Below are 25,362 nucleotides of genomic sequence, written 5' to 3'. Positions count from 1 at the left end.
CGCTGGCACCTCGACGGAAGGACCACCATGACCAGCGACGCACTGCCCCTGCCCGACTTCGACCACCTCCCGCTCGGCAACCTCGCCGAACACGTCCGCCCGCTCGACCGCGACCAACTGCAGACCCTGCTCGACCACGAACGGGGCCACGGTGACCGACTGCCGGTCGTGCAGGTGCTGACCTCCCGCATCGCAGCCCTCGACGCCGGCGCCGAGCCGACCGGGACGGTGCCCGAGCACCTGCCCGAGGTCCAGCAGGGCACCGCCTCGCCCGCCGTCACGCCCGCGACCTCCGGCCCGGTGGTCAACCCGCCGTCGCACGGCGACCCGACCAACCCCGCCCAGCCGCGCTGAGCCCGGCAGCCGGAGGTCCCGTCGGCCGCTCCGTCCCCGGGACGAGGGTCCGCGGCACCTCCGGACGTCCCCGTCATCGCACGGGTACGGTCACAGGCAATCCGCTGAAAGGAACGACCATGTCAGACCGACTGTCCACCCCCGCTCCCACCAGCTTCGCCGAGACGCCCGTCCAGAAGGGCGCCCTCGTCGTCGGGATCGTCTTCCTGCTCGTCGGCCTCGCCGGCTTCGTCCCCGGCCTCACGACCGGTGACCTGGGCGGCGCCGGCAACGACTCCATGGGCATGCTGCTCGGCATCTTCCAGGTGTCGGTGCTGCACAACATCGTCCACCTGCTGTTCGGTGTCGTCGGGGTCCTCGCAGCACGTCGTGCCAGCGGGTCCCGGTTCTACCTGGTGATCGGCGGCGTCGTGTACTTCGTCCTCTGGATCTACGGCCTCTTCACCGCGAACAGCGACAGCGCGGCGAACTTCGTGCCGCTCAACTCGGCCGACAACTGGCTGCACCTCGTCCTCGCGATCGGCATGGTCGCGCTCGGCGTCGTGCTGTCCCGCGGCCGTCGCGCACCGGTCGGTGCGGAGCGCACTGCTCGCTGATCCGCGTCGGTGACGGACGGGAGGCCCGTGGCGGGATCGCCACGGGCCTCCCGTCCGTCCGGGCCGCACAGCGCGGAGGGCGCGAACAGCGCGTGGGCCCGTACAGCGCGGGGCCCGTGCAGCGCGGGACCCGTGCAGCGCGGGTCAGACCTCGGAGAAGGGTTCGGCGTCGTCCATCCGGACCCGGAGCGCCGGGACCGCCCGCCGCTTCGTGCCACCGGCGACGACCCGTCGTGTCGAGGAGCGCCGGATCACCTCCGCCTTGAGCGTCGCCGCGACCTCGGCGCCGTGTCCGTACGGGAACCGCACGATCGCGCGGACCGTGCCCGGCGTCGGGTCCTCCACCGGGACGGGCCCGAGGACGGGCCCCACCGGAGCGTCGCCGAGTGCCTCGACCGCGCCGGTGACGGCCTCGTCGGTGCCGGTGAGGGTCGCGACCCGGACGGCCGGCGGGAAGAACAGCTCGCGGCGGTCGGTCAACTCGTCGTGCGCAGGCAGGTCGAGCCGCCAGAGTGCCATCGCGTTCGCGAGCTTCCCGCCGATCCCGACCAGGTAGACCGGAGCACCGGGCGCGCCCTTGGCCGCGGCGTTCGCCCACACGCGCAGGACGTCCTCCTGCACCCGGAGCCCCTCCCGCGCGAGCATCCGCTCGCCGTCGAGGAGCAGGACGCACGCGTACCCGCCGGCGACGTCCGGCTCGGCTCCGCGGGTCGCGACGACGACGGCGGGACGCGCCGGGACCTCGTCGATCGGGCGGGACCCGTCGGCGACGACGATGCGGGTGTTCGGGAAGGCCCGGCCGAGTTCGTCGGCGGTGCGCTGCGCCCCCTGGCCGACCGGCTTGAGCGTGCCGTTGCCGCACGTCGGGCAGCGGTAGCCGGCGGCGAGGGCACCGCAGAACCGGCACTGCGGGGTCGACCCCGCGTGTGGACTGCCGAGCGGGCCGCCGCAGACCCGGCAGTGCGCGCGCTCCCCGCACTCGGAGCAGACCAGTCCCGTCCCGAACCCGGGGTTCGACACCTGGACGAGGACCGGACCCTCACGACTCGCCTCGCGGGCCGCCCGCCACGCGCTGCTCGGGATCCGGGCCTGCGCGGCGTACCCGTCGGCGTTCGTCTGGTGCGCCGTCGGCACGACCTTCGGCACCCGGACCCGGTGCGGAGCGAACTCCTGCAACCAGCCGAGCTCGACGAGCCGCTGCACGTCGGTGCTCCGGGCGTGCGAGAGCATGAGCAGCGCCGCGCCCGACTGCGCGGTCCGCACGAGGGCGACGTCCCGGGTGTGCACGTACGGTGCACGCTGCTCGGCGAAGGACGGGTCGCCGTCGTCCCACAGCGCGATGAGCCCGAGCTCGGCGGCCGGGGCGTACACGGCGGCCCGGCTGCCGATCGCCACCACGGGGTGGGTCCGGGCGGTCAGGAGCGCGCGGGCCCGCTGCCCGTTCGTCTGCTTGGCGTCGAAGCGGACGACCCGCTCCGGCGGCACGAGGACGTGCAGCGCACGCTCGAGGTCGGCGACGTCCCGGAAGTCGGGGACGGCGAGCACGGCGGAACGCTCGCCCGCCAGGGTGTGCGCCGCGGCCTGGGCCAGGGTGGCGGCCCAGCCCGGCACCCAGACGCCGTCGGGCGCGTCTGCGGCGACCGGGTGCGGACCGCCGTCGGCGGGAGCAGGGCCGTCCGCTGTCGGGTCGGCGTCAGCGCCGGCGTCAGCGTCGGCGTCAGCGTCAGCGTCAGCGTCGACGTCTGGCTCCGTCGCGGGCGTCGGTGCCGGTGCCGGTGCCGGTGCCGGTGCCGGTGCCGCGAGCAGCACCGGGTGCGGGACGGCACTGACCGCCGCACGGCCACCGGCGTCGATGACGGCCTCGAGCGCGCCGTCCGCGTACCCGGTGACCGGGACCGCCCCGACCGCCGGCGGGACGTGCTCCGGGTCCCGCTCGAGCCAGGCCTTCTCGGGCCGGACCTGCCGGGTCGGCACCGCGAGCCGCAGCACGTCACTCGCGACCCCGGCGGCACGGTCGGCCACCGCCCGCGCGAGTCGCCAGACCTCGGGCGCGAGCACCGGCACCGGGCTCACGAGTTCCTCGATGACGCTGAGTTCCCCCGGGAAGTCGTGCTCCGGGGACAGGGCGTCGTCCGACACGACCTCGACCACGTAGGCGTCGGTCATGCGCGCACCGGAGCGCAGCGGCACCTTCACGCGGACCCCCGGCACGCAGTCGTCCTCGAACTCGGCCGGCACCCGGTAGTCGAACAGACGGTCGAGCTGCGGGAGCGGCGAGTCGAGGACGACGCGCGCGACGGTGGCCACGGAGGGCCTCAGGCGGTGGCGGGGACGAGTCCTGCCGCGGTGCGGAGCTCCTCGACGCGGTCGAGCTGCTCCCAGGTGAAGCCGGGCAGGTCGCGACCGAAGTGCCCGTAGGTCGCCGTCTGCGCGTACTTCGGCGTGAGCAGGTCGAGGTCGCGGATGATCGCGGCCGGTCGGAGGTCGAACACCTCGGTGATCGCGGCTTCGATCGTGGCGTCGTCGACGTGGCCGGTGCCGAAGGACTCGACGTACAGACCGACCGGCTTGGCGCGACCGATCGCGTAGGCGACCTGCACCTCGAGCCGGTCGGCGAGTCCCGCCGCGACGGCGTTCTTGGCGACCCAGCGCAGGGCGTACGCCGCCGAGCGGTCCACCTTCGAGGGGTCCTTGCCGCTGAACGCGCCACCGCCGTGCCGCGAGGCCCCACCGTAGGTGTCGACGATCACCTTGCGCCCGGTCAGGCCGGCGTCGCCCTGGGGCCCGCCGATCTCGAACCGACCGGTCGGGTTCACGATGACGTCCACACGGGACGAGTCGAGGTCCACCAGGTCGAGGACCGGACGAATGACGTGCTCGGTGATGTCGGCCGTCAGCTGCTCGAGCGTGACGCTCGGCGCGTGCTGCGTCGACAGCACCACGGTCTCGACGGTCTTCGGCGTGACGCCGTCGTACCCGACCGTGACCTGGGTCTTGCCGTCCGGGCGCAGGTACGTCAGCTCACCGGACTTGCGGACCGCTGCGAGCTTCTCCGCCAGGCGGTGTGCGAGCCAGATGGCGACGGGCATGTACTCGGGCGTCTCGTTCGTCGCGAAGCCGAACATGATGCCCTGGTCGCCCGCGCCCTGGCGGTCGAGCGGGTCCACCCCGGCACCCGAGCGGGTGTCGAGCGACTCGTCGACGCCCTGCGCGATGTCGGGCGACTGCGCTCCGATCGAGATCTCGACGCCACAGGTACGGCCGTCGAAGCTCACGTCGGAGGAGTCGTAGCCGATGCCCGTGATGACGTCACGGACCAGCTGCGGGATCTCGACGTAGCCGGAGGTGGTGACCTCGCCGGCGACGTGCACGAGCCCGGTCGTCACCATCGTCTCGACGGCGACCCGGGCGTGCGGGTCGACCGTGAGCAGGGCGTCCAGGATGGCGTCCGAGATCTGGTCGCAGATCTTGTCGGGGTGGCCTTCGGTCACCGATTCCGACGTGAAGAGACGGAGTGCGCTCGTCACCGGGATCAGACGGTGGGCTGCTGCTGCTTGGTGACGGTCAGCTTGTCCTCGTTGATCTCGTGGAGCGCGACCGAGAGCGGCTTGTCGTCGATCGTCGAGTCGACGAGCGGACCGACGTTGTCGAAGAGCGAGCCCTCGTGCAGGTCGGCGTAGTAGTCGTTGATCTGGCGGGCGCGCTTGGAGGCGAAGATCACGAGCGCGTACTTCGACTCGACCTTGCTGAGCAGGTCGTCGATGGGCGGGTCGATGATGCCCTGGGGGTTGGCCATGGGGTTGCTCCTCGTCGTCGGTGCACCCGTCAGGGCGCAGAGAACAAGTCTACGACCTCGCGTGCCGCCGTGCTGACATCCGAGTTCACGATCCGCACGTCGAACTCGTCCTGCGCGGCGAGCTCCACCTTCGCGGTCTCGAGCCGCCGGGCCTGCTCCTCGGCGGACTCGGTGCCGCGGCCGATGAGCCGTCGGACGAGTTCGTCCCAGGTCGGCGGCAGCAGGAACACGAGCACCGCCTCGGGCATGGCGTCCCGCACCTGCCGGGCACCCTGCAGGTCGATCTCGAGCATGACCTTCTCGCCGGCGTCGAGCGCACGGTCGATCGGCGGCCGCGGGGTGCCGTACCGGTACGAGTTGTGCACGGTGGCGTACTCGAGCAGTTCGCGGTCGCGGATCATCCGGTCGAACTCGGCGTCGTCGACGAAGTAGTAGTGCACGCCGTCGACCTCGCCCGGGCGGGGCTTGCGGGTCGTCGCGGAGACGCTGAGGTTCACCTCGGGGTACTGCTCGCGGATGTGCGCGCTGACGGTGCCCTTCCCGACCGCGGTCGGCCCCGCGAGCACGACGAGCTTCGAGGCCCCCCGCTTGCGCCCACGTGCCGCCAACCAGTCCGCGAGTTCGGTGCGCTGTCGACTGCCGAGGCCGCCCAGGCGCTTGGACGGCGCGATGCGGAGGGCGCCCATCACGGCCTCGGCTCGGGCCGGACCGACACCGGGCAGGCTCGTGAGGAGGTCCCGCACCCGGAGCGACCGCTCGGCGGCGGTCGCCGCGACGACCGACTCGTCCTCCGACCACGCGGCTTTGGCGACCTCGAGCGGCGACCGCTCCCCCGACGCCACCGCGGCCTTGACGGCGGCACGTGCTCGTCGTGCGGCGACGGCGGCCTTCGCGGCCGCGACACGGTCGACCTCCGGCGGGTTCCGGTGCGCGGGGAGCTCGGCGCGGTCGTCGGTGGACGTGTCGGGCGCTGCCCCGGTCTGCTCGGTCACGCGGCCACCGCCAGGGCGCGGGCGATCCGCTCCGCGCGGTCCGCCACCAGGCCGGCGACGGCGTCCGGACCGTCGACGAGCAGGCCGCGCGATTCGTTCACCAGGACCTGCTCGGCACGGCTGCCGTACAGCCCGCGGAGGTCCTCGATGCGTGCGCCCTGCGCGCCGAACCCGGGCGCGAGCACCGGCGCCGCGCCGATGTCGTCGGCGGTGATGCCGAAGTCGTCGAGGTCGAGCGTCGCGCCGAGCACGAGCCCGACGTCCCCCAGGGCCTGGTCGGCCGTCGTCCGGTTCTCGTCTGCCACGTCCACGACGATACCGGCCGCCACGGTCCGACCGGCACGCGGCCCCTCGGCCACCACCGCCGTCTGGAGCACGCGTGCCTCCGGGTTGCTCGTCGCGGCGAGCACGAACACACCCGCTCCGTGCGCACGGGCGACGCGGATCGTCCCGGCGAGCGAGGCGTACCCCAGGTACGGCGACACGGTCATCGCGTCCGCCGCGAACGGCCCGTCGCGGTCCAGCCAGGCGAGCGCGTAGTCGTCCCCGGTGGACCCGATGTCGCCGCGCTTCACGTCGGCCACGACCAGGAGGCCCGCGTCCCGCGCCCGACGGATCGTCGCCTCGAGCGCCCGGAACCCGGCCGCCCCGGCGGCCTCGAAGAACGCGACCTGCGGCTTCACGACGGCCGCACGGCCCGCGGCCGCGTCGACGAGGGTGGCGCCGAACGCCGTGAGGCCCTCCTCGTCGCGGCCGAGCCCCCACGCCGCCAGCGTGGCGGCGTGGGGGTCGATCCCGACGCACAGGGCCGAGCGCGCGTCGATGGCGGCCGCGAGCCGGACGCCGAACGGCGTCACCACCCGGCCCGCTCGAGCGCGTAGTCCTGCAGGCTGCGGACGCTGTGCGGCGTCCCGATCGTCTCGATCGCCGCGACCGCCGCGCCGAGCTGCGAGATCGTCGTGAACAGCGGCTTGTCGGCCGCCACGGTGGCCGCACGGATCTCGTACCCGTCCGCACGACCCGAGGCACCGCTCGGCGTGTTGATGACGATGTCGACCTCGTTGCGGGCGAGCAGGTCGACGACGCTCTCCTGCCCCTGGCTGTACTTGCCGACCGTGCCGACCAGGATGCCGTTGCGGCGGAGCACCTCGGCGGTGCCCTCGGTCGCGATGATCCGGAACCCGAGCTGCTGCAGGCGGTGCACCGGCAGGACGATGGCGCGCTTGTCCGTGTCGGCGACGCTCACGAAGACCGTGCCGCTGGTCGGGAGCCCGCCGTACGCGGCCTCCTGGCTCTTCAGGAACGCCCGCGGGAAGTCGCGGTCGATGCCCATGACCTCGCCGGTCGAGCGCATCTCCGGGCTGAGCACGGAGTCGACGACCTGCCCGTCGGCGGTGCGGAAGCGCCGGAACGGGAGCACGGCCTCCTTGACGGCGACCGGCGCCTGCGCCGGGACGAACGCGCCGTCGCGGGCGGGCAGCATCCCCTCGTCGACCAACCCGTCGATCGTCGAGCCGGTCATGATGCGCGCGGCGGCCTTCGCCAGGGCGATGCCCAGTGCCTTCGACACGAACGGCACCGTGCGGCTGGCACGCGGGTTCGCCTCGAGGACGTAGAGCACGCCCGCACCGATCGCGAACTGCACGTTCAGCAGACCGCGGACGCCGACGCCCCGCGCGATCTCCTCGGTCGCGTCCACGACGGCCTGGATCTCGGCGCGACCGAGGCCGACCGGGGGCAGGGTGCAGGACGAGTCACCGGAGTGGATCCCGGCCTCCTCGATGTGCTCCATGATGCCGCCGACGTACAGCCGCTCGCCGTCGTACAGCGCGTCGATGTCGATCTCCACCGCGTCGTCGAGGAAGCGGTCGACCAGCAGCGGCAGGTCCGGGCCGATGATCGCCTCGTCGGCCATCCGGTCGAAGTAGTCGGCGAGGGCGGCGGAGTCGTAGACGATCTCCATGCCGCGCCCACCGAGCACGAAGGACGGGCGGACGAGCACCGGGTAGCCGATGCCCTCGGCGACGGTGGTCGCGCTCGCCAGGTCGTGGGCGGTGCCGTTCTTCGGGGCGAGGAGGCCGGCGTCGTCGAGGATGCGGGAGAAGGCCCCGCGCTCCTCGGCGAGGTCGATGGCGTCCGGGCTCGTGCCGAGGATCGGGATGCCCGCGGCCTCGAGCGGCTTCGCCAGGCCCAGCGCGGTCTGCCCGCCGAGCTGCACGACGACGCCCACCACCTGCCCGGACGCCTGCTCGGCCTCGATGACCTCGAGGACGTCCTCGGCCGTGAGCGGCTCGAAGTACAGGCGGTCCGAGGTGTCGTAGTCGGTCGAGACCGTCTCCGGGTTGCAGTTCACCATGATCGTCTCGAACCCGGCGTCGCTCAGCGCGAAGGACGCGTGCACGCAGGAGTAGTCGAACTCGACCCCCTGGCCGATGCGGTTCGGGCCGGAGCCGAGGATGACGACCTTCTTGCGGTCGCTCGGGGCGACCTCGGTCTCGGTGTCGTAGGACGAGTAGTGGTACGGCGTCAGGGCGGGGAATTCGCCCGCGCAGGTGTCGACGGTCTTGAACACCGGCCGGATGCCGAGCGCGTGCCGCTGGTCGCGGGCCTCCTGCTCGGTGATGCCCCGGAGCGCGGCGATCTGCACGTCGCTGAAGCCGTGCTCCTTCGCCCAGCGGACCGTGTCGGCGTCGAGCGTCGCGGCGTCCCGGACCTCGGCCGCGACCTCGTTGATGAGGACGATCTGGTCGATGAACCAGGGGTCGATGCCGGTGGCGTCGAAGACCTCCGCCGTGGTGGCGCCGGCGACGAGGGCCTGCTGGACCGTGACGATCCGGCCGTCCGTCGGGATGCGCGACTTCTCGAGCAGGGCGGCCTTGTCGAGCTGGTCCGCCGGGACGTCCCAGTGGAAGCTCGACCCGCGCTTCTCGAGCGACCGGAGCGACTTCTGCAGCGCGGTGGCGTAGTTGCGGCCGATGGCCATCGCCTCGCCGACGCTCTTCATCGTCGTGGTGAGCGTCGCGTCGGCGGCGGGGAACTTCTCGAACGCGAAGCGCGGGGTCTTCACGACGACGTAGTCCAGCGTCGGCTCGAAGCTCGCCGGGGTGACCTGCGTGATGTCGTTCTGGATCTCGTCGAGCCGGTACCCGATGGCGAGCTTCGCGGCGATCTTGGCGATCGGGAAGCCCGTCGCCTTCGACGCGAGGGCCGACGAGCGGGAGACGCGGGGGTTCATCTCGATGACGATCACGCGACCGTTCGAGGGGTCGACCGCGAACTGGATGTTGCAGCCGCCGGTGTCGACACCCACCCGACGGATGATGTCGATGCCGATGTTCCGCATGTTCTGGTACTCGCGGTCGGTCAGCGTGAGCGCGGGGGCGACCGTGATCGAGTCACCGGTGTGCACGCCGACCGGGTCGACGTTCTCGATCGAGCAGATGACGACCGTGTTGTCGGCGTTGTCCCGCATCAGCTCGAGCTCGTACTCCTTCCAGCCGAGGATCGACTCCTCGAGCAGGACCTCCGTCGTCGGGGACGACTGCAGGCCGTCGCCGACGAAGCGGACGAGCTCCTCCTCGTTGTAGGCGAAGCCCGAGCCGAGCCCGCCCATCGTGAAGGAGGGCCGGACCACGAGCGGGTAGCCGAGGTCCTGCGCGAACTCCTTCGCCTCCTCGAGCGTGTGCGCGATGTGGCTGCGGGCGACGTCCGCGCCCGACTCGAGGACGAGCTCCTTGAAGAGCTGTCGGTCCTCACCGCGCTGGATGGCGTCGACCTTCGCGCCGATGAGCTCGACGCCGTGCTTCTCGAGGATGCCGGCCTCGTCGAGCGCGATCGCGGCGTTCAGGGCGGTCTGCCCGCCGAGCGTCGGCAGGACCGCGTCGGGCTGCTCGATGCGGATGATCTCCTCGAGCGAGGCGTTCGTGATCGGCTCGATGTACGTCGCGTCGGCGAAGTCCGGGTCGGTCATGATCGTCGCCGGGTTCGGGTTCACGAGGATGACCCGGACGCCCTCGGCGCGCAGGACGCGGCACGCCTGGGTGCCGGAGTAGTCGAACTCGGCGGCCTGCCCGATGACGATCGGACCGGAGCCGATGACCAGGACGGAGCTGATGTCGGAGCGCTTGGGCATCAGTTGCCCTCCTTCGTGGTGTCGGCGGTCGTGACGTCGGCGGCGGGGGTGGTCGCGTCGGCGGTGGCCGCGTCGAGCGGCTCCCCCTGTCGTCGGGCGAGGACCATGTCCCGGAAGCGGTCGAACAGGTACATGCTGTCGTGCGGTCCGGCGGCCGCCTCGGGGTGGTACTGCACACTGAACGCGGGGATGTCGAGCGCGCGGAGGCCCTCGACGACGTTGTCGTTCAGCGAGTAGTGCGACACCTCGACCCGGCCGAAACCGACCGGCGACTCGAGGGTCTCCCCGACCGGGGCGTCGACCGCGAAGCCGTGGTTCTGGCTCGTGATCTCCACCTTGCCGGTCGTGGTGTCGAGCACCGGCTGGTTGATCCCGCGGTGGCCGAACGGCAGCTTGTAGGTGCCGAAGCCGAGCGCGCGGCCGAGCAGCTGGTTGCCGAAGCAGATGCCGAAGAACGGTCGGCCGTCGCGCAGGCTGTCCTGCAGGAGCGACACCTGGGCGTCGGAGGCGGCCGGGTCGCCGGGGCCGTTCGAGTAGAACAGCGCGTCGGGGTCGAGCTCGCGGAGCCGCTCGACGGTGACGTCCTGCGGCAGCACGTGCACCTCGAAGCCGCGCTCGGACAGGTACCGCGTGGTGGACGCCTTGACGCCGAGGTCGAGGACGGCCAGCGTGCCGACCCGCTCCCCGACCGGCGCGACCACGTACTCCTCGGCCGTGGAGACCTCGGCGGACAGGTTCTTGCCCGTCATGCCGGTCTGCTCGGTGACGATCCGGAGCTGCTCGTCGGCGTCGAGCGTCGCGTCGGCCCCACTGAAGACACCGCCCTTCATCGCGCCGGCGTCGCGGATGCGCCGGGTCAGGGCCCGGGTGTCGATCCCGGAGATGCCGACGATGCCGTCGCGCACGAGGTGCTCGTCGAGCGAGGCGTTGGCCCGGTGGTTCGACACCACCCGGCTGGGGTCGCGCACGACGTACCCGGCGACCCAGATGCGCCGGGACTCGGGGTCCTCGTCGTTCACCCCCGTGTTGCCGATGTGCGGTGCCGTCTGCACCACGATCTGGCCCGCGTACGACGGGTCGGTGAGCGTCTCCTGGTAGCCGGTCATGCCGGTCGCGAAGACCACCTCGCCGAGCGTGCGCCCGCGGGCGCCGTAGGCCCAGCCGTCGTACCGGGTGCCGTCCTCGAGGACCAGTACGGCCCGTTCGCGTGTCATCAGTTCGTCCCTTCGCCCGCGGTGTGCGGGGAGTCGTTCGTCGTCGCCGGTCCCTGCAGCGCGCGGAGCGCGTCCGCGTCGCCCTGGGGGAACCGGAAGTAGGTGTCGAGGTCCGTCGCAGCTGCGGCGCCGGTCGCCGTCCATCGCAGTCGGACCAGTCCCCCGGGCTCGACCACCCGGTCGATGGCCCACGTGGCCCGGTCGGCACCGCGCACCGCGCTCCGGGCGATCCAGCGGTCGTCCGTGCCGGCGTGGTGCAGCACGACGCCGGACCGGTGGACCGTCACACCGCCGCGGCCGCGGAACCCGAGGCCGCCGGCCGTGATGCGTTCGAGCGGCTCGTCGGCGCGGGTCGTCGCGACGGTGAACCCGTCCCACGACCCGACCACGGGCCCGGGGTCCGCTGGGACCGGGACGGGAGGCACGGCCTCCGCCTGCCGTCGGCTGCGCGTCCGCCACGTGCGGGCCATCGCGACGAACAGCGCCGCCACCGCGAGCAGGATCACCCCGCCGAGCAGCCAGCGCGCCGTGTCACCGCTCATGCGGTCGCCGCCCGCTCGTGCGCGGCCCGTGCCGCGACCGTCCCGGCGTCGAGCAACTCCCCGTCGAGGACGGTGGGCATGCCGTGGTGGAACGTGGCGACCACCCGACCGGGCAGGCGCATGCCGAGGTACGGCGAGTTCCGCGACTGTCCGTGCAGGTCGTCGACCGAGAACTCGCGCACGGCGGCCGGGTCGTACAGCGTGACCTCGGCCGGGGCGCCCTCGGCGATCGCGTGCCCGTGGCCGGCGACCTGGCCGATCCGGGCCGGCGCGCTCGAGAGCACCCGGGCGACGTCGGCCCAGTCGAGGCGTCCGTCGGCCACCACGGCGGCGTGCACGACGCTGAGCGCCGACTCGAGCCCGACCATGCCGTTCGCGGCGGCCGGCCACTCGCAGTGCTTCGCCTCGGCCGGGTGCGGCGCGTGGTCGGTGGCGACGATGTCGATCGTGCCGTCGGCGAGGGCCGCGCGGAGCGCGTCGACGTCCTCACGACTGCGGAGGGGCGGGTTGACCTTGTAGCGGGCGTCGTACCCGGGCGCACCGTCGTGGCCCGCGATGAGGTCCTCGGTCAGGACGAGGTGGTGCGGGGTGACCTCCGCCGTGACGTCGATCCCGCGGGACTTGGCCCAACGGATCACCTCGACGCTGCCCGCCGTCGAGACGTGGCAGACGTGCAGCCGGGCACCGACGTGGTCGGCGAGCAGGACGTCGCGCGCGATGATCGACTCCTCGGCCACGGCGGGCCATCCGGCGAGGCCGAGCTCGGAGGACAGCCGGCCCTCGTTCATCTGCGCGCCGATGGTCAGACGGGGTTCCTGGGCGTGCTGCGCGAGCACCCCGCCGAAGCCCTTGATGTACTCGAGCGCACGCCGCATGAGCAGCGGGTCGGCGACGCAGGAACCGTCGTCGGAGAACACCCGGACGGCCGCGCGCGAGGTCGCCATCGCGCCGATCTCGGACAGGTGCGTGCCCTGCAGACCCTGCGACACGGCGCCGATCGGCCGGACCGTGACGTAGCCGGCGTCGTCCCCGAGCGCCTGCACCTGCTCGACCACCCCGGCGGTGTCGGCGACCGGCGAGGAGTTCGCCATCGCGTTCACCGCGGTGAACCCGCCGGCAGCGGCGGCCCGTGAGCCGGACAGCACGGTCTCGGACTCCTCGTGGCCGGGTTCGCGCAGGTGGGTGTGCAGGTCGACGAGACCGGGCAGGGCGAGCAGCCCGTCGGCGTCGACGACCGTGGCACCGGCCGTGTCGAGACCGGACCCGACCGCGGTGACGAGCCGACCCTCCAGGCGGATGTCGGCGCGGGTGCCGTCGACCAGCTGCGCGCCGCGGATGAGGTGTGCGGTCATGCGACGGTCTCCTTCTGGTGGTCACCGGTGAGGGCGAGGTAGAGCACGGCCATCCGGACCGAGACGCCGTTCGCGACCTGCTCGACCACGGTGGAGCGGGCGTCGTCGGCGGCCGCGCCGGCGATCTCGAGCCCGCGGTTCATCGGGCCGGGGTGCATCACGAGCGTGCGCTCGGGCAGCCGGGCGAAGCGCGCGGCGGTGAGCCCGAAGTGGCGGGTGTACTCGCGCGGGTTCGGGAAGAAGGCGTCGTTCATCCGCTCCTGCTGGATGCGCAGGGTCATCACGACGTCCGGGTCCTCGGCCAGTGCGGCGTCGAGGTCGTGCTGGACCGCGGCGCCGAAGGGGCGGTCCACCGCGGGCAGCAGCGTCGGCGGCGCGGCGAACGTGACGTGGGCGCCGAGGGTCCGGAGCAGCCAGGCGTTGCTGCGGGCCACGCGGCTGTGCAGGACGTCGCCGACGATGAGCACGCGGACGCCGTCGAGGCCCTGCCCGCGGCTCGCCGTGCCGTGCAGCCGGCGGCGCATCGTGAACGCGTCGAGGAGCGCCTGCGTGGGGTGCTCGTGGGTACCGTCGCCGGCGTTCACGACCGGCACATCGATCCAGTCGGCCTCGGCCAGGACGCGCGGGGCGCCGGACGCCCCGTGGCGGATGACGATGCCGTCGATGCCCATCGCGTCGAGGGTCTGCACGGTGTCCTTGAGCGATTCGCCCTTCGAGACGCTCGAGCCCTTCGCGGCGAAGTTGATGACGTCCGCGGAGAGGCGCTTGGCGGCCGCCTCGAACGAGATCCGCGTGCGGGTCGAGTCCTCGAAGAACAGGTTGACGACCGTCCGGCCGCGCAACGCCGGCAGCTTCCGGACCTCGCGCGTGTTCACCTCCGCCATCTCCTCGGCGACGTCGAGGATGCGGACGGCTTCCTCCCGCGACAGGTCCGCGGTCGAGAGCAGGTGCCTCATGCCGCACCGCCCTGCTCGATGACGACCTCGTCGATGCCGTCGGTCTCGGTCAGGTGCAGCGAGACCCGCTCGTCGCCCGCGGTCGGCAGGTTCTTGCCGACGTGGTCGGCCCGGATCGGCAGCTCGCGGTGGCCCCGGTCGACGAGGACCGCCAGGCGGACGGCGCGTGGTCGGCCGATGCCCTGCAGGGCGTCGAGCGCTGCGCGGACCGTCCGGCCGGAGTAGAGGACGTCGTCGACGAGGACGACGACCTTGCCGTCGACGCCGCCGGCGGGGATGACCGTCCGGTGCGGGGACCGACCGATGCCCCGACCGAGGTCGTCGCGGTACATCGTCACGTCGAGTGCTCCGACGCGCTCGGTGCCGATGCCGCCGGACGCGGACTCCCACCCGGGCTCGATGTCGGCGAGGACCCGACCCAGGCGCTCGGCGAGGACGGCCCCGCGGGTCGGGATGCCGAGCAGCACGAGGTCCGAGCCGCCGTGGTTGGCCTCGAGGATCTCGTGTGCGATGCGTGTCAGGGCACGCGTGATGTCGGACTGCTGCAGGACCGTTCTGGTGCCCACGCCGACCTCCTTTCTCGTCTCTCTGGACGACCCCCGCCTCACTGGACGGCATCAAAGGATGCTGGTTGCGTTCGAGCCTAGCGGGACTCCCGGTCCTCCGCGACAGTCCGACCGGACGGTCCACGGCCCTCCGCGACGGCGCCGAGGACGCCGTTCACGAAGCCGGCCGAGTCGTCGGTGGACAGCGACTGGGCGAGCTCGACGGCCTCCGCGATCGCCACGGCGTCCGGGACCTCCGGGTTGAACCGGATCTCCCACACGCCCATGCGCAGGATGCAGCGGTCGAGGACCGGCATCCGGGCGATCGCCCAGCCCTGCGCGTGGTCGGAGATGACGCCGTCGATCTCGTACCGGGCCTCGTCGACGCCCGTCACGATCTGCCGCGCGTAGTCCCAGCTGGAGGCGCGCTCCGGCTGGTCGAGGTGGCGGACCGTCTCGGTCGCGAGGACGTCCGCGATCGGCAGCTCGCGCACCTCGGCCACGTACAGCATGTCGAGGGCGCGCTTGCGAGCCTTCGAACGAGCACTCATACGGTCAGCGCCTAGTCGTTGACGCGGCCGAGGTAGTTGCCGTCGCGGGTGTCGACCTTGACCTTGGTGCCGGACTCGAGGAAGAGCGGGACCTGGATCTGGTACCCCGTGACGATCGTCGCCGGCTTCGTGCCGCCGGAGGAGCGGTCGCCCTGCAGGCCAGGCTCGGTCTCGATCGTGGTGACGATCGAGGTCGGGAGCTCGACGTAGAGCGGGTTGCCCTCGTTCATCGCGATGGTGACCTGTGCGGACTCGAGCAGGAAGTTGCGCGCGTCACCGACGACGGCCGCCGGGACGTTGACCTGGTCGTAGGTGTCCTGGTCCATGAAGACGTACGAGTCGCCGTCCTCGTAGAGGTACTGGAAGTCGCGACGGTCCACCGTGGCGGTCTCGATCTTCGCGCCGGCGTTGAAGGTGCGGTCGACGACCTTGCCGGAGACGACCTGCTTGAGCTTGGTGCGCACGAAGGCGCCGCCCTTGCCCGGCTTCACGTGCTGGAACTCGACGACCGACCAGAGCTGCCCGTCGATGATGAGAACGGCGCCGTTCTTGATGTCAGTGGTACTCGCCATGGGTCTTCCGTTCGATGGTGTTGTGAAGGTGTCCAGGCTCGTGGAGCCCCGGACGAGTGTAGCGGACGGGGCCCGGCGTGCCGGGACCGGACCGCCGGCCTACTGCCGTCTCCGCGCCAGCCACGCGTCGACGGCCGCCCACGCGAGCAGCACGACACAGGTGCCGCCGAGCAACGCCCCGGCCACGAGCGTGCTGATCACGGCCGTCGGCCGGGCCGGCGCGGCCAGGTAGACCACGGCCAGGAGGCCCGCCCCGGCTCCCAGGAGCACGAGCAACACCCGGCGGATCATGCCGGAGACGGTCTGGCGGTCACGCCGGTCGCTGAGCAGCCGGATGTTCACCGACAGCCGCCCCGCCTCGAACGCCTCGGTGATCTTGTCGATGCGGCGCGGCAGCCGCCGCGCCGAGGTCACCAGCCCGAAGAGCTCGCGGACGAGGACGCTCCGCACCGCGGCGGGCCGGAGCTGGTCGCGGATCTGCTCCGCCGCGAGGCCGCGCGACTCCTCGAGCAGGTCGAACGACGGCGCGAGCGTGCGGAGCGTCCCCTCGAAGATCGCCAGCGCGCGGGCGGCCGCCACGAAGTCGGCCGGAGCACGCAGCCGGTAGCGACCGAACACCTCGACCGCGTCGTCCACCGTCTCGACGCCGATCCGCGCGCCCGGACCGAGTTCCTCGGCGACGAACCGCGCCATGTCGCGCCGGAAGTCCGCTTCGTCCTCGGGGTCGCGGACCGGCGCCATCCGGAGGACCGCGTCCGCGATGCGTGAGGTGTCGTCCTGCAGGTAGGCGGCGAGCAGTTCCTGGACCGTGTCCCGGAGACCCGGGTCGAGCCTCCCGACCGATCCGAAGTCGATGAGCGCGGGCCGTCCGTCGGGCAGGAGCAGGACGTTCCCCGGGTGCAGGTCCGCGTGGTAGACGCCGTCGAAGACGACCTGACGGAGGAACGCGCGGAGGACCGAGCGCATCGGCTCGTCGAGGTCGCGGTCGGAGCGCTCGGCTCGGATCGCGCTGAGCGTGTCGCCCTCCAGGAACTCCATCACGAGCACGCGTCGCGTGGACAGGTCGCGGTACGGCTCCGGGAACCGCACCTCGTCGGGACGCGCGCTCCGGGCCTGGGCCGCGCGGAGCGACTCGAGGTTCCGCAGCTCCGCGGTGAAGTCGACCTGTCGGACGAGGTCGGCGCCGTACTGCTCGGCCACCTCGACCACGCCGAGCTGCCGCGCCTGCGCGGACGTCCGGGTCAGGAAGCGCACGAGCCGCAGGGCGATGTCGACGTCCCGCCGGACCGCGGCGTCGATGCCCGGCCGCTGCACCTTGACCGCGACCGCGGTGCCGTCGGCGAGCCGTGCGCGGTGCACCTGCGCGATGGAGGCCGCGGCGACGGGCTCCGGGTCGAAGGACGCGAACACCCCGGCCACCGGCGCGCCGAGCTCGGCCTCGAGCAGCGCGGCGACCTCGTCGGGCGCGGCGGGACGCACGCTCCCCTGCAGGAGCGCGAGGCGCTCCGTCCACTCGTCGGGCAGCAGGTCGTCGCGTGTGGACAAGACCTGGCCCATCTTCACGAAGCCACCGCCGGCCTCCTCGAGCGCCAGGCGCAGGTGGTCGGCCTGGTCCCGGCGGAGGTCGGCCGTGGCCGGCTCCCGCGAGAAGTCGAGCCGACGGATCGGCAGGAGCCCGTGGCGCCGTGCGATCCCGAGCACCTCGGCGAACCGACGGGCCCGACCGCGGGCGGTCCCCGCGTCCGGACGCTGCTGGGTGGAGAAGTTGCTGAGACGGGGCGGGTTCGGCACGTCCTCAGTCTGCTCCGTGGGCCTGGGGCGGACCGGGGTGCCGGGACCCGTCGGACCTCAGGCGCCGACCTCCTGGTATGCGGTGAAGAGCAGGTGGTCCTCCGGGCCCTCGAGCGTCACCGGCTTGCCGATCCCGTCGAGGATGATGAACCGGAGCATGCCGGCGCGTGCCTTCTTGTCCCGACGCATGGTCGCGAGGAGGCTCTGCCACCGTCCGAGCGGGTAGGTGGTGGGGAGCGAGAGCGAGTCCAGCACCGCCCGGTGTCGGTCCACGGTGGCGTCGTCCAGGTGCCCGGTCAGGCGTGCGAGTTCGGCGGCGAAGACCATGCCGACGGAGACCGCAGCGCCGTGTCGCCACTGGTACCGCTCGACGTGCTCGATCGCGTGACCGAGGGTGTGCCCGTAGTTGAGCACCTCGCGACGGCCCTGCTCCGTGAAGTCGTCCGACACGACCTGCGCCTTGAGACCGATCGCGAGTTCGACGACGCGACGGAACTCGGGCGTCGTCGGGTCGGTGACGCGATCGACGTCCGCCTCGATGACGTCGAGGATCTCCGGGACCGCTATGAAGCCGGCCTTGACGATCTCGGCGAAGCCGGCGAGGACCTCGTTCCGCGGCAGGGTCCGGAGGAGGTCCAGGTCGGCGACCACCGCGCGCGGGGCGGCGAAGGCGCCGACGAGGTTCTTGCCCTCGTTCGTGTTGATGCCGGTCTTGCCGCCAACGCTCGCGTCGACCATGCCGAGCACCGTGGTGGGCATCGACAGGTACGGCACGCCGCGCAGCCACGTGGCGGCGACGAACCCGGCGAGGTCGGTGACGGCGCCGCCGCCGAGCCCGATCACGGCGTCGGTGCGGGTGAAGTCGGACTGGCCCATGACCTGCCAGCAGAACGAGGCGACCTCGATCCGCTTCGCGGCCTCGGCGTCGGGGACCTCCGCGATGAGGGCCTCGAGCCCCGCGTCGACGAGCAGCTGCCGGAGGTCCTCGGCCCGGGCCCCGAGTGTCGGTGCGTGCACGATGAGGACCTTGGCGACGCGCGGGCCGAGCAACGCGGGGACGGCCCCGAGCAGGCCGTTCCCGACCGCGACGACGTAGCCGTCGTCGCCGCCGACGCGGATCTCGGTGGTGCCCTCGGGCAGGGTCGACTCGGTCACGGTGCTCCTTCGTCGGAGGTGGTGGGGGTGCTGGGTCGGCCGTCGATCCGGCCATCGGTCCGGGCGCTCGCCGGTGTCGTGCGCCGGACCCACGCGACGACGTCCTCCGCCACGCGGGACATCGGCCGCCGCGAGGTGTCGAGCACCAGGTCGGCCAGCCGCTCGTACGTCGGTGCCCGCTCGTCGAGGATCGACTGCCACGCCGTGATGCCGCCGGTCGCGATGAGCGGCCGGTCGCTACCGAGGATCCGGGGCGCGACCGCCTCGGCCGAGACGGTCAACAGGACGACGTGCGCATCCGCGATCGCCGCGCGCGTGCCCTCGTGCATGACGGCTCCCCCGCCGAGGGACACGACGCCGCCCGTCTCGACCGCTCGTCGGACCGCCTCGGCCTCGAGCTCGCGGAACACGGGCTCGCCGCGATCGGCGAACAGCCGCGGGATCGGGCCGTGCTCGCGGGCGATCACCCGGTCGGTGTCGGTGAACGGGACGCCGAGTGCCTTGGCCACCCGGCGGCCGACGCTCGACTTCCCCGCGCCCATCGGTCCGATGACGACCACAGGCCGGGGTACGGCCGCGTTCACCGGGCTGGCGTCGGCGCGGTCGGGTCGCTCCGGCGCGTCCGGAGCGTCTCCGGGATCGCGGCGAGGTAGCCCTCGAGGTTCCGCTTCGTCTCAGCCACGCTGTCACCGCCGAACTTCTCGAGCACGGCGTCGGCGAGCACCAGGGCCACCATCGCCTCGGCGACGACGCCGGACGCCGGCACCGCGCAGACGTCGGAGCGCTGGTGGTGCGCACTCGCGTCCTCGCCCGTCGCGACGTCGATGGTCTGCAGCGCGTGCGGGACGGTGGCGATCGGCTTCATCGCGGCACGGACGCGGAGGACCGTACCGGTGGACATGCCGCCCTCGGTGCCGCCCGCACGGTCGCTCGTGCGCACGATCGCACCGTCGGCGCGCTGCAGTTCGTCGTGCGCGGCGGACCCGCGGCGGGCCGCGGTCGCGAAGCCGTCACCGACCTCGACGCCCTTGATCGCCTGGATGCCCATGATCGCCGCTGCCAGGCGCGCGTCGAGCCGACGGTCCCACTGCACGTGCGAGCCGAGTCCCGGCGGGACCCCGTAGAAGAGCACCTCGACCACGCCGCCGAGGGTGTCGCCGTCCTTCTTCGCGGCCTCGACCTCGGTCACCATGCGGGCGGAGGTCGCGGGGTCGGCGCAGCGGAGCTGGTCGTCGTCGAGGCGGTCGACGTCGGCGGGCACGGGCAGTGCGGCGTCCTCTGGCACGCGGACCGTACCGACCTGCAGCGTGTGCGCGACCGAGGTCATCCCGAGTTCGGCGAGGAAGGACTTCGCCACGGCGCCGAGCGCGACCCGGGCCGCGGTCTCACGGGCGGACGCGCGCTCGAGGATCGGTCGGGCCTCGTCGAAGCCGTACTTCTGCATCCCGACCAGGTCCGCGTGCCCGGGGCGCGGGCGCGTCAGCGGGGCACCGCGGCCGCGGGAGGCGTCGGTCTGCTCGACGGGCTCGGGGTTCATCACCTCGACCCACTTCGGCCACTCGGTGTTGCCGATGCGGATCGCGATCGGGCTGCCCATCGAGAGACCGTGGCGGACGCCACCGGACAGGTGCAGCTCGTCCTGCTCGAACTTCATGCGGGACCCACGGCCGTAGCCGAGCTTGCGGCGCGCGAGGTCGGCGCGGATGGACTCGTACGACACCGGGACGCCGGCCGGGAGGCCTTCCATCATGGCGATGAGTTCGGGTCCGTGGGACTCTCCAGCGGTCAACCAACGAAGCATGGAGCCATCCTCCCACAGCGCACGGCCGTGCGACGTGCCGTGCGCTGCGGGAGGGACTACTGGTACTCCGGGTGCGCCCGCAGCCAGCTGCGGAAGCGCTCGACCGCGACGAGGTGCTGGTCGTACGTGTCCGAGAACACGGTCTCGCCGGTCTCGAGGTCGACCGTGACGAAGTACAGCCAGTTGCCCGTCGCCTGGTGCACGACCGCGTCGATCGCGATGTCACCGGGGTTCGAGATCGGCGCCGGCGGCAGTCCGTCGTGCTGGTAGGTGTTGTACTCGTTCGACGCGTCCGCACGCTCGGCGTCCGTGGTCGTCACGGTGTGCGTGTTCCCGGTGCCGTAGGCGACGGTCGCGTCGGACTGCAGCCGCATGCCGTCGTCCAGCCGGTTCTGGAACACCCGCGCCACCTTCGGGTAGTCCGCGGCGAGACCGGCCTCCTTCTGCACGAGCGAGGCGAACACCACGACGCGCTCCTGGTCGGCCTCGGCGACGCCGGCCTTCTCGAGCCGCTGCTTCATCGTGTCGACCATGGCCTGGAAGTACTGCTTCGCGGTCCAGTCGGGCTTGATCGGGTAGGTCGCCGGGAACAGCCAGCCCTCGAGGGTCGTGACGCCCGCCGGGAGACCGTACGCCGAGACGTCCTCCGCCGCGGCGGCGACCTCGGCCTTGCTCAGGCCGGCCTTCGAGACCATGCCGGCCTCGATGTCCTGCAGGGCCGTCCCCTCCGGGATGACGAGTGACGGGTCCTCGACGCGGTTCGCCTTGTCCTGCAGGGCCGAGAGCGCGGCCTTCGAGCTCATCTTCTTCTTGAGCGCGTAGGAGCCCGGCTGGAACTGGACCTCGGGCGACGCGAGCAGCAGTTCGTAGAACGCGCTCGAGGTCTTCACCACGCCGCTGCGTTGCAACGTGGCGGCGACGTCCTCGCCGATGTCGCCCTCCTTGATCGTGATGGTCACCTTCGAGGTGCCGTCACCGGTGTAGTCGTCGGTCTCCTTCGCGCCGGAGATCGCGCTCATCACCGCCTTCACCTTCGGTGCGGCGAACGCGTAGGCACCGCCGGCGGCGGCGAGCACCAGCGCGACGATGACGATCCCCGCGATGAGCGGGCCCTTGCGACGGGCGGGACGGTCGTCCCGCGGCGGACGGGAGGCTCCCCCGCGCCCGCCCCGTCGGCCGCCGTCGTCCCCGCCCGCGCCACCGCGTCCGGCACCGCCGCGGGGCCCGTCGCCACCGGGTCCGTCGGCACCGGGCCCGTCGCCACCGGGTCCGTCGGCACCGGACGCGTCGTCGTCCGCGGCGCCGCTGCCCGTGCCGGTGGACCCGACCGGAGCTGCTGCGACGGTGCGTGCACCAGGGCCGGCGTGCTCTGCGGCAGGAGCGACGCCGTCGTCGGCACCGACCCCCTGCCACGTCCCGCGACGGCGGACCGGGGTGTCGACGTCTGCGGCGGCGTCGCGCGTTCCTCGACCGACGGCAGCCGGCACGGGACCGCTGTGCAGGGTGCCGCCGAGCAGGGCGTGCACGTCGGGGTGGACGTCGTCGCCCGCCGGGGCGGTGCCGACGCTGCGGCGCGGGCCGGGCCTCCCGGGCTCGCCCGCCGACTGCTCGGGCGGTGCCGCTGTCGGCTGATCGCGCTGCGTCGCCGCCGCCGGCCGGTCGGCCTCCTGTCGTTCTCGTGCCGCACGGGCGGCTCGGCGCGAGAGCGGCGCGTGGCCGCTGCTCTGGCCGGAGCCGTCCGTCGGGGTCCCGGTGCGCTCACGGCGCTCGGCGTCGTTGCCGGTCGCGATGATCGCGTTCCAGTCCAGATCGTCTGCCAACGGTCCTCGGTCTCTCGGTCGGGAACTCCGCGGCTCCGGGCCGCGGGTGCGACGTCGGGAGGGCAGCCGATCAGGGGAGCTCGGCCCCGGGTGGGGCGCCGGATGCGCGCTCGTGGTCGAGCGCATGTTGCAGAATGATAACAGCGGCCGCTTGGTCGATCACGGCGCGCGACTTCTTCGTGTTCTTGCCGGCCTGGTGCAGGCCCCGCTGGGCGGTGACGGTGGAGAGTCGCTCGTCCACGAGCCGGACCGGCCGGTGCGCGGCGATGCGGCCGGCGAAGTCGCGCGCGTCGGCGGTGGAGGCGGTCTCCCCGCCCGACATCGACAGCGGGAGCCCGACGACGACCTCGAGCACGTCGTACTCCTCCGCGATCGCCAGGATCCGTCGGAGGTCGGACGAGTCGTCCCGTCGCACGGTCGCCACCGGGGTCGCGAGCAGACCGTCGCGGTCGCACACCGCGACCCCGATCCGGGCACGGCCGACGTCGACGCCGAGCCGCCGCCCGGAGCGGATCGCCACGGTCAGGCCGCGATGCGGTCGGTCACCGCACGGAGCGCAGCGGGGAGGGCCGACGCGTCGGTCCCGCCGCCCTGCGCCAGGTCCGGCTTGCCGCCGCCGCCACCACCGAGCACGCCGGCGGCCTCCTTCGCGAGGGGGCCGGCCTGCACGCCCGCGGCGCGGGCCGCGTCGTTCGTGGCGACGATCACGACGGGCTTCCCGCCGACGACGGCGCCGAGGACCACGACGGCCGCGTCCGAGCCGAGCTGACCGCGGACGCCGGTGGCGAGGGAGCGGAGGTCGTCGCTCGACGTCAGCCCCTCGACCACCTGCGCGACGACCGAGACGCTCCCGGCGCGCTGGGCCGTGCGGGCGATCGACGGCACGCGCTGCTGCAGGTTCGCCGACTCGAACTCGGCGATCCGCTTCTGTGCGGTCTTGAGGTCCTCGAGCAGCGCCTGCACGCGGCCCGGCAGGTCGTCACGCTGTGCCTTGAGGGCGCTCGAGAGCTGCGAGACGATCGTCCGCTCCACGGCGAGCTCGCGGAAGCCCTCGAGTCCGACGAGCGCCTCGACGCGGCGGTTCGTCGATCCGACGCTCGCCTCGCCGACGAGGTTGACGAGGCCGACCTGCGCGCTCGACGCGACGTGGATGCCACCGCAGAGCTCGCGGGACCACGGGCCACCGATGTCGACCATGCGGACCTCGGCGCCGTACTTCTCGCCGAACAGCGCCTGCGCGCCGAGTGCCTTCGCCTCGTCGATCGGCAGGATGCGCGTCGACACCTCGAGGTCGGAGCGGATCGCCGTGTTCACTACCTCCTCGATCTCGGAGCGGGTCTCGAGCGACACCGGCTGGCTCCAGGAGAAGTCCAGGCGCATGTAGCCGGCCTTGTTGTACGAGCCGGCCTGGAGCGCTTCCGGACCGAGCACGTCCCGGAGCGCCGCGTTCACGAGGTGCGTCGCCGAGTGCGCCTGCGTCGCGCCGCGGCGGTACTCGGCGTCCACGACCGTGGTGGCGGGGTCGCCCACGCCGACCTCGCCCGAACGCACCTGCACCGTGTGGCTCCACAGCCCGGAGACCGGGCGCTGCACGTCGAGGACCTCGAGGTCGAACCCGTTGCCGACGATCGAGCCCTGGTCGGCGTCCTGCCCACCGGACTCGGCGTACAGCGACGTCTCGCCCAGGATGACCTCGGCGATGTCCCCGGCGACCGCGCGGTCGACGCTGCGCCCGTCGACGATGAGGCCGAGCACGCGACTCTCGGCCTGGAGGGCGTCGTAGCCGAGGAACACGGTCTCCCCCGCAGCCCGGAAGGCGCTGTAGACGCTGAGGTCCGCGAGCGCGGTCTTCTTGCTCTTGGCGTCGGCCTTCGCGCGGGCGCGCTGCTCCGACATGAGCGTCTCGAAGGCGGAGCGGTCGACGTGGACGCCGGCCTCCTCCGCCATCTCCATGGTCAGGTCGATGGGGAACCCGAAGGTGTCGTGCAGCAGGAACGCGGTGTCGCCGCCGATCGCCTGCCGGCCGTCCTGCTTGGCTCGGTCGACCGCGACGTCGAGGATCGTCGTGCCCTGTGCGAGCGTGCGGAGGAAGGTCTCCTCCTCGGCGTAGGCGATGCGGGCGATGCGGTCGTACTGCTCACCGACCTCCGGGTAGGCGTCGCGCATGGCGTCGCGGGAGGCCGGGAAGAGCTGCGGGAAGGTCGCGCCCTCGACGCCGAGCAGGCGCATCGCACGGACCGTGCGACGGAGCAGCCGACGGAGGATGTACCCGCGGCCCTCGTTCGACGGCGTGACGCCGTCGGTGATGAGCATGAGCGCCGACCGCACGTGGTCCGCGACGATGCGCATCCGGACGTCGTCCTCGTGGTCGGCACCGTAGCGCCGTCCGGAGACCTCGGCAGCCTTGTCGAGCACCGGGCGGACCTGGTCGATCTCGTACATGTTGTCGACGCCCTGCTTGATGAAGGCGACGCGCTCGAGCCCCATGCCGGTGTCGATGTTCTTGCTCGGCAGCTCGCCGGTGATCTCGAAGTCGACCTTCGACCGCACGTCGGCGATCTGGTACTGCATGAAGACCAGGTTCCAGATCTCGACGTAGCGGTCGTCGTCGGTGGCCGGACCGCCGTCGACGCCGTACTCGGGACCGCGGTCGAAGAAGATCTCCGAGCAGGGCCCGGCCGGCCCGGGCTGGCCGGTGGACCAGTAGTTCGTGTCCTTGCCGAGCTTCTGGATGCGGTCGTCGGGCAGCGTCGAGTGGCGCTTCCAGAACGCGATCGCCTCGTCGTCCTCCTCGTACACGGTCACCCAGAGGTCGTCGGCGGAGAACCCGAGCCCGCCGTCGGACTCCGGGTCCGTCAGGAACTGCCAGGCGTACTGGATCGCCTGCTCCTTGAAGTAGTCCCCGAACGAGAAGTTGCCGTTCATCTGGAAGAACGTGCCGTGCCGGGGGGTCTTGCCGACCTCTTCGATGTCGTTCGTGCGGATGCACTTCTGCACGCTCGTGGCACGGGGGTACGGCGCCGGGATGAGCCCGGTCAGGTACGGGATGAACGGCACCATGCCGGCCACCGTGAACAGCAGCGACGGGTCGTCCGAGACGAGCGACGCGGACGGGACGACGGTGTGGCCGCGGTCACCGAAGAACTGGAGCCAACGGCGGCGGATCTCTGCGGTCTGCATGGTGCTTCCTGTA

At 72.5% G+C, this 25,362-nt stretch carries 22 protein-coding genes; 2 read left to right on the top strand and 20 right to left on the bottom strand.

Annotation, left to right across the window (positions count from 1 at the left end; translation table 11 throughout):
- Positions 1-27 precede the first annotated feature (27 nt).
- Both DEJ32_RS02300 and DEJ32_RS02295 read left to right on the top strand, forming a co-directional pair.
- Positions 28-354, top strand: a complete 327-nt coding sequence (locus DEJ32_RS02300; protein WP_110825057.1) for a hypothetical protein — start codon at positions 28-30, stop codon at positions 352-354.
- Between the two features lie 119 nt (positions 355-473).
- Positions 474-950 carry a DUF4383 domain-containing protein gene (locus DEJ32_RS02295; RefSeq protein ID WP_110825058.1) on the top strand — a complete coding sequence of 159 codons (477 nt, stop codon included), beginning with the start codon at positions 474-476 and terminating at the stop codon, positions 948-950.
- 144 nt (positions 951-1,094) lie between these two features.
- Here the strand turns inward: DEJ32_RS02295 and DEJ32_RS02290 are convergent, their stop codons facing one another.
- The 20 genes from DEJ32_RS02290 to alaS form a co-directional block, all read right to left on the bottom strand.
- Positions 1,095-3,257, bottom strand: coding sequence for a primosomal protein N' (locus tag DEJ32_RS02290; RefSeq protein WP_110900187.1), 2,163 nt, complete (start codon positions 3,255-3,257; stop codon positions 1,095-1,097).
- 8 nt (positions 3,258-3,265) lie between these two features.
- Complete coding sequence (gene metK, locus DEJ32_RS02285) at positions 3,266-4,477, bottom strand: methionine adenosyltransferase (protein ID WP_110900186.1); 1,212 nt, start codon at positions 4,475-4,477, stop codon at positions 3,266-3,268.
- Between the two features lie 5 nt (positions 4,478-4,482).
- Complete coding sequence (gene rpoZ, locus DEJ32_RS02280) at positions 4,483-4,746, bottom strand: DNA-directed RNA polymerase subunit omega (RefSeq protein WP_110825061.1); 264 nt, start codon at positions 4,744-4,746, stop codon at positions 4,483-4,485.
- 29 nt (positions 4,747-4,775) lie between these two features.
- Positions 4,776-5,738, bottom strand: coding sequence for a guanylate kinase (gene gmk, locus DEJ32_RS02275; RefSeq protein WP_110825062.1), 963 nt, complete (start codon positions 5,736-5,738; stop codon positions 4,776-4,778).
- A complete protein-coding gene (gene pyrF / locus DEJ32_RS02270; protein WP_110891507.1) occupies positions 5,735-6,595 on the bottom strand; it encodes an orotidine-5'-phosphate decarboxylase in 861 nt (286 codons plus the stop codon). Before pyrF ends, gmk begins: the two co-directional genes overlap by 4 nt.
- On the bottom strand, positions 6,592-9,870 hold the full coding sequence (gene carB, locus DEJ32_RS02265; RefSeq protein WP_110900185.1) for a carbamoyl-phosphate synthase large subunit: 3,279 nt from the start codon (positions 9,868-9,870) through the stop codon (positions 6,592-6,594). The genes pyrF and carB overlap by 4 nt, the downstream gene beginning before the upstream one ends.
- Complete coding sequence (gene carA, locus DEJ32_RS02260; protein WP_110900184.1) at positions 9,870-11,084, bottom strand: glutamine-hydrolyzing carbamoyl-phosphate synthase small subunit; 1,215 nt, start codon at positions 11,082-11,084, stop codon at positions 9,870-9,872. Before carA ends, carB begins: the two co-directional genes overlap by 1 nt.
- Positions 11,084-11,626 carry a hypothetical protein gene (locus DEJ32_RS02255; RefSeq protein ID WP_110890805.1) on the bottom strand — a complete coding sequence of 181 codons (543 nt, stop codon included), beginning with the start codon at positions 11,624-11,626 and terminating at the stop codon, positions 11,084-11,086. The genes carA and DEJ32_RS02255 overlap by 1 nt, the downstream gene beginning before the upstream one ends.
- Positions 11,623-12,978, bottom strand: coding sequence for a dihydroorotase (locus DEJ32_RS02250; RefSeq protein WP_110900183.1), 1,356 nt, complete (start codon positions 12,976-12,978; stop codon positions 11,623-11,625). Before DEJ32_RS02250 ends, DEJ32_RS02255 begins: the two co-directional genes overlap by 4 nt.
- A complete protein-coding gene (locus DEJ32_RS02245) occupies positions 12,975-13,934 on the bottom strand; it encodes an aspartate carbamoyltransferase catalytic subunit (RefSeq protein WP_110890807.1) in 960 nt (319 codons plus the stop codon). The genes DEJ32_RS02250 and DEJ32_RS02245 overlap by 4 nt, the downstream gene beginning before the upstream one ends.
- Positions 13,931-14,500, bottom strand: a complete 570-nt coding sequence (gene pyrR, locus DEJ32_RS02240) for a bifunctional pyr operon transcriptional regulator/uracil phosphoribosyltransferase PyrR (protein WP_110890808.1) — start codon at positions 14,498-14,500, stop codon at positions 13,931-13,933. The genes DEJ32_RS02245 and pyrR overlap by 4 nt, the downstream gene beginning before the upstream one ends.
- A gap of 77 nt (positions 14,501-14,577) precedes the next feature.
- On the bottom strand, positions 14,578-15,030 hold the full coding sequence (gene nusB / locus DEJ32_RS02235; protein WP_110825069.1) for a transcription antitermination factor NusB: 453 nt from the start codon (positions 15,028-15,030) through the stop codon (positions 14,578-14,580).
- Between the two features lie 11 nt (positions 15,031-15,041).
- A complete protein-coding gene (efp, locus tag DEJ32_RS02230) occupies positions 15,042-15,602 on the bottom strand; it encodes an elongation factor P (protein WP_110825070.1) in 561 nt (186 codons plus the stop codon).
- 99 nt (positions 15,603-15,701) lie between these two features.
- A complete protein-coding gene (locus DEJ32_RS02225; RefSeq protein ID WP_110900182.1) occupies positions 15,702-17,393 on the bottom strand; it encodes an AarF/ABC1/UbiB kinase family protein in 1,692 nt (563 codons plus the stop codon).
- Positions 17,394-17,450: 57 nt separating this feature from the next.
- Positions 17,451-18,548 carry a 3-dehydroquinate synthase gene (aroB, locus tag DEJ32_RS02220; RefSeq protein ID WP_375342307.1) on the bottom strand — a complete coding sequence of 366 codons (1,098 nt, stop codon included), beginning with the start codon at positions 18,546-18,548 and terminating at the stop codon, positions 17,451-17,453.
- On the bottom strand, positions 18,545-19,108 hold the full coding sequence (locus DEJ32_RS02215; RefSeq protein ID WP_258368870.1) for a shikimate kinase: 564 nt from the start codon (positions 19,106-19,108) through the stop codon (positions 18,545-18,547). Before DEJ32_RS02215 ends, aroB begins: the two co-directional genes overlap by 4 nt.
- A gap of 20 nt (positions 19,109-19,128) precedes the next feature.
- Positions 19,129-20,349, bottom strand: coding sequence for a chorismate synthase (aroC, locus tag DEJ32_RS02210; RefSeq protein ID WP_110825072.1), 1,221 nt, complete (start codon positions 20,347-20,349; stop codon positions 19,129-19,131).
- Between the two features lie 56 nt (positions 20,350-20,405).
- Positions 20,406-22,169 carry an endolytic transglycosylase MltG gene (gene mltG / locus DEJ32_RS02205; RefSeq protein WP_146234059.1) on the bottom strand — a complete coding sequence of 588 codons (1,764 nt, stop codon included), beginning with the start codon at positions 22,167-22,169 and terminating at the stop codon, positions 20,406-20,408.
- Positions 22,170-22,239: 70 nt separating this feature from the next.
- On the bottom strand, positions 22,240-22,683 hold the full coding sequence (ruvX, locus tag DEJ32_RS02200) for a Holliday junction resolvase RuvX (RefSeq protein ID WP_181420568.1): 444 nt from the start codon (positions 22,681-22,683) through the stop codon (positions 22,240-22,242).
- A gap of 8 nt (positions 22,684-22,691) precedes the next feature.
- Positions 22,692-25,349, bottom strand: a complete 2,658-nt coding sequence (gene alaS / locus DEJ32_RS02195; protein WP_110900179.1) for an alanine--tRNA ligase — start codon at positions 25,347-25,349, stop codon at positions 22,692-22,694.
- Positions 25,350-25,362 lie beyond the last annotated feature (13 nt).

The sequence above is a fragment of the Curtobacterium sp. MCPF17_046 genome (assembly GCF_003224295.1).
Classification (GTDB): Bacteria; Actinomycetota; Actinomycetes; order Actinomycetales; family Microbacteriaceae; genus Curtobacterium.
Note: the sequence above shows the minus strand (reverse complement) of the source record. Positions and strands in the feature narration are given on the sequence as shown.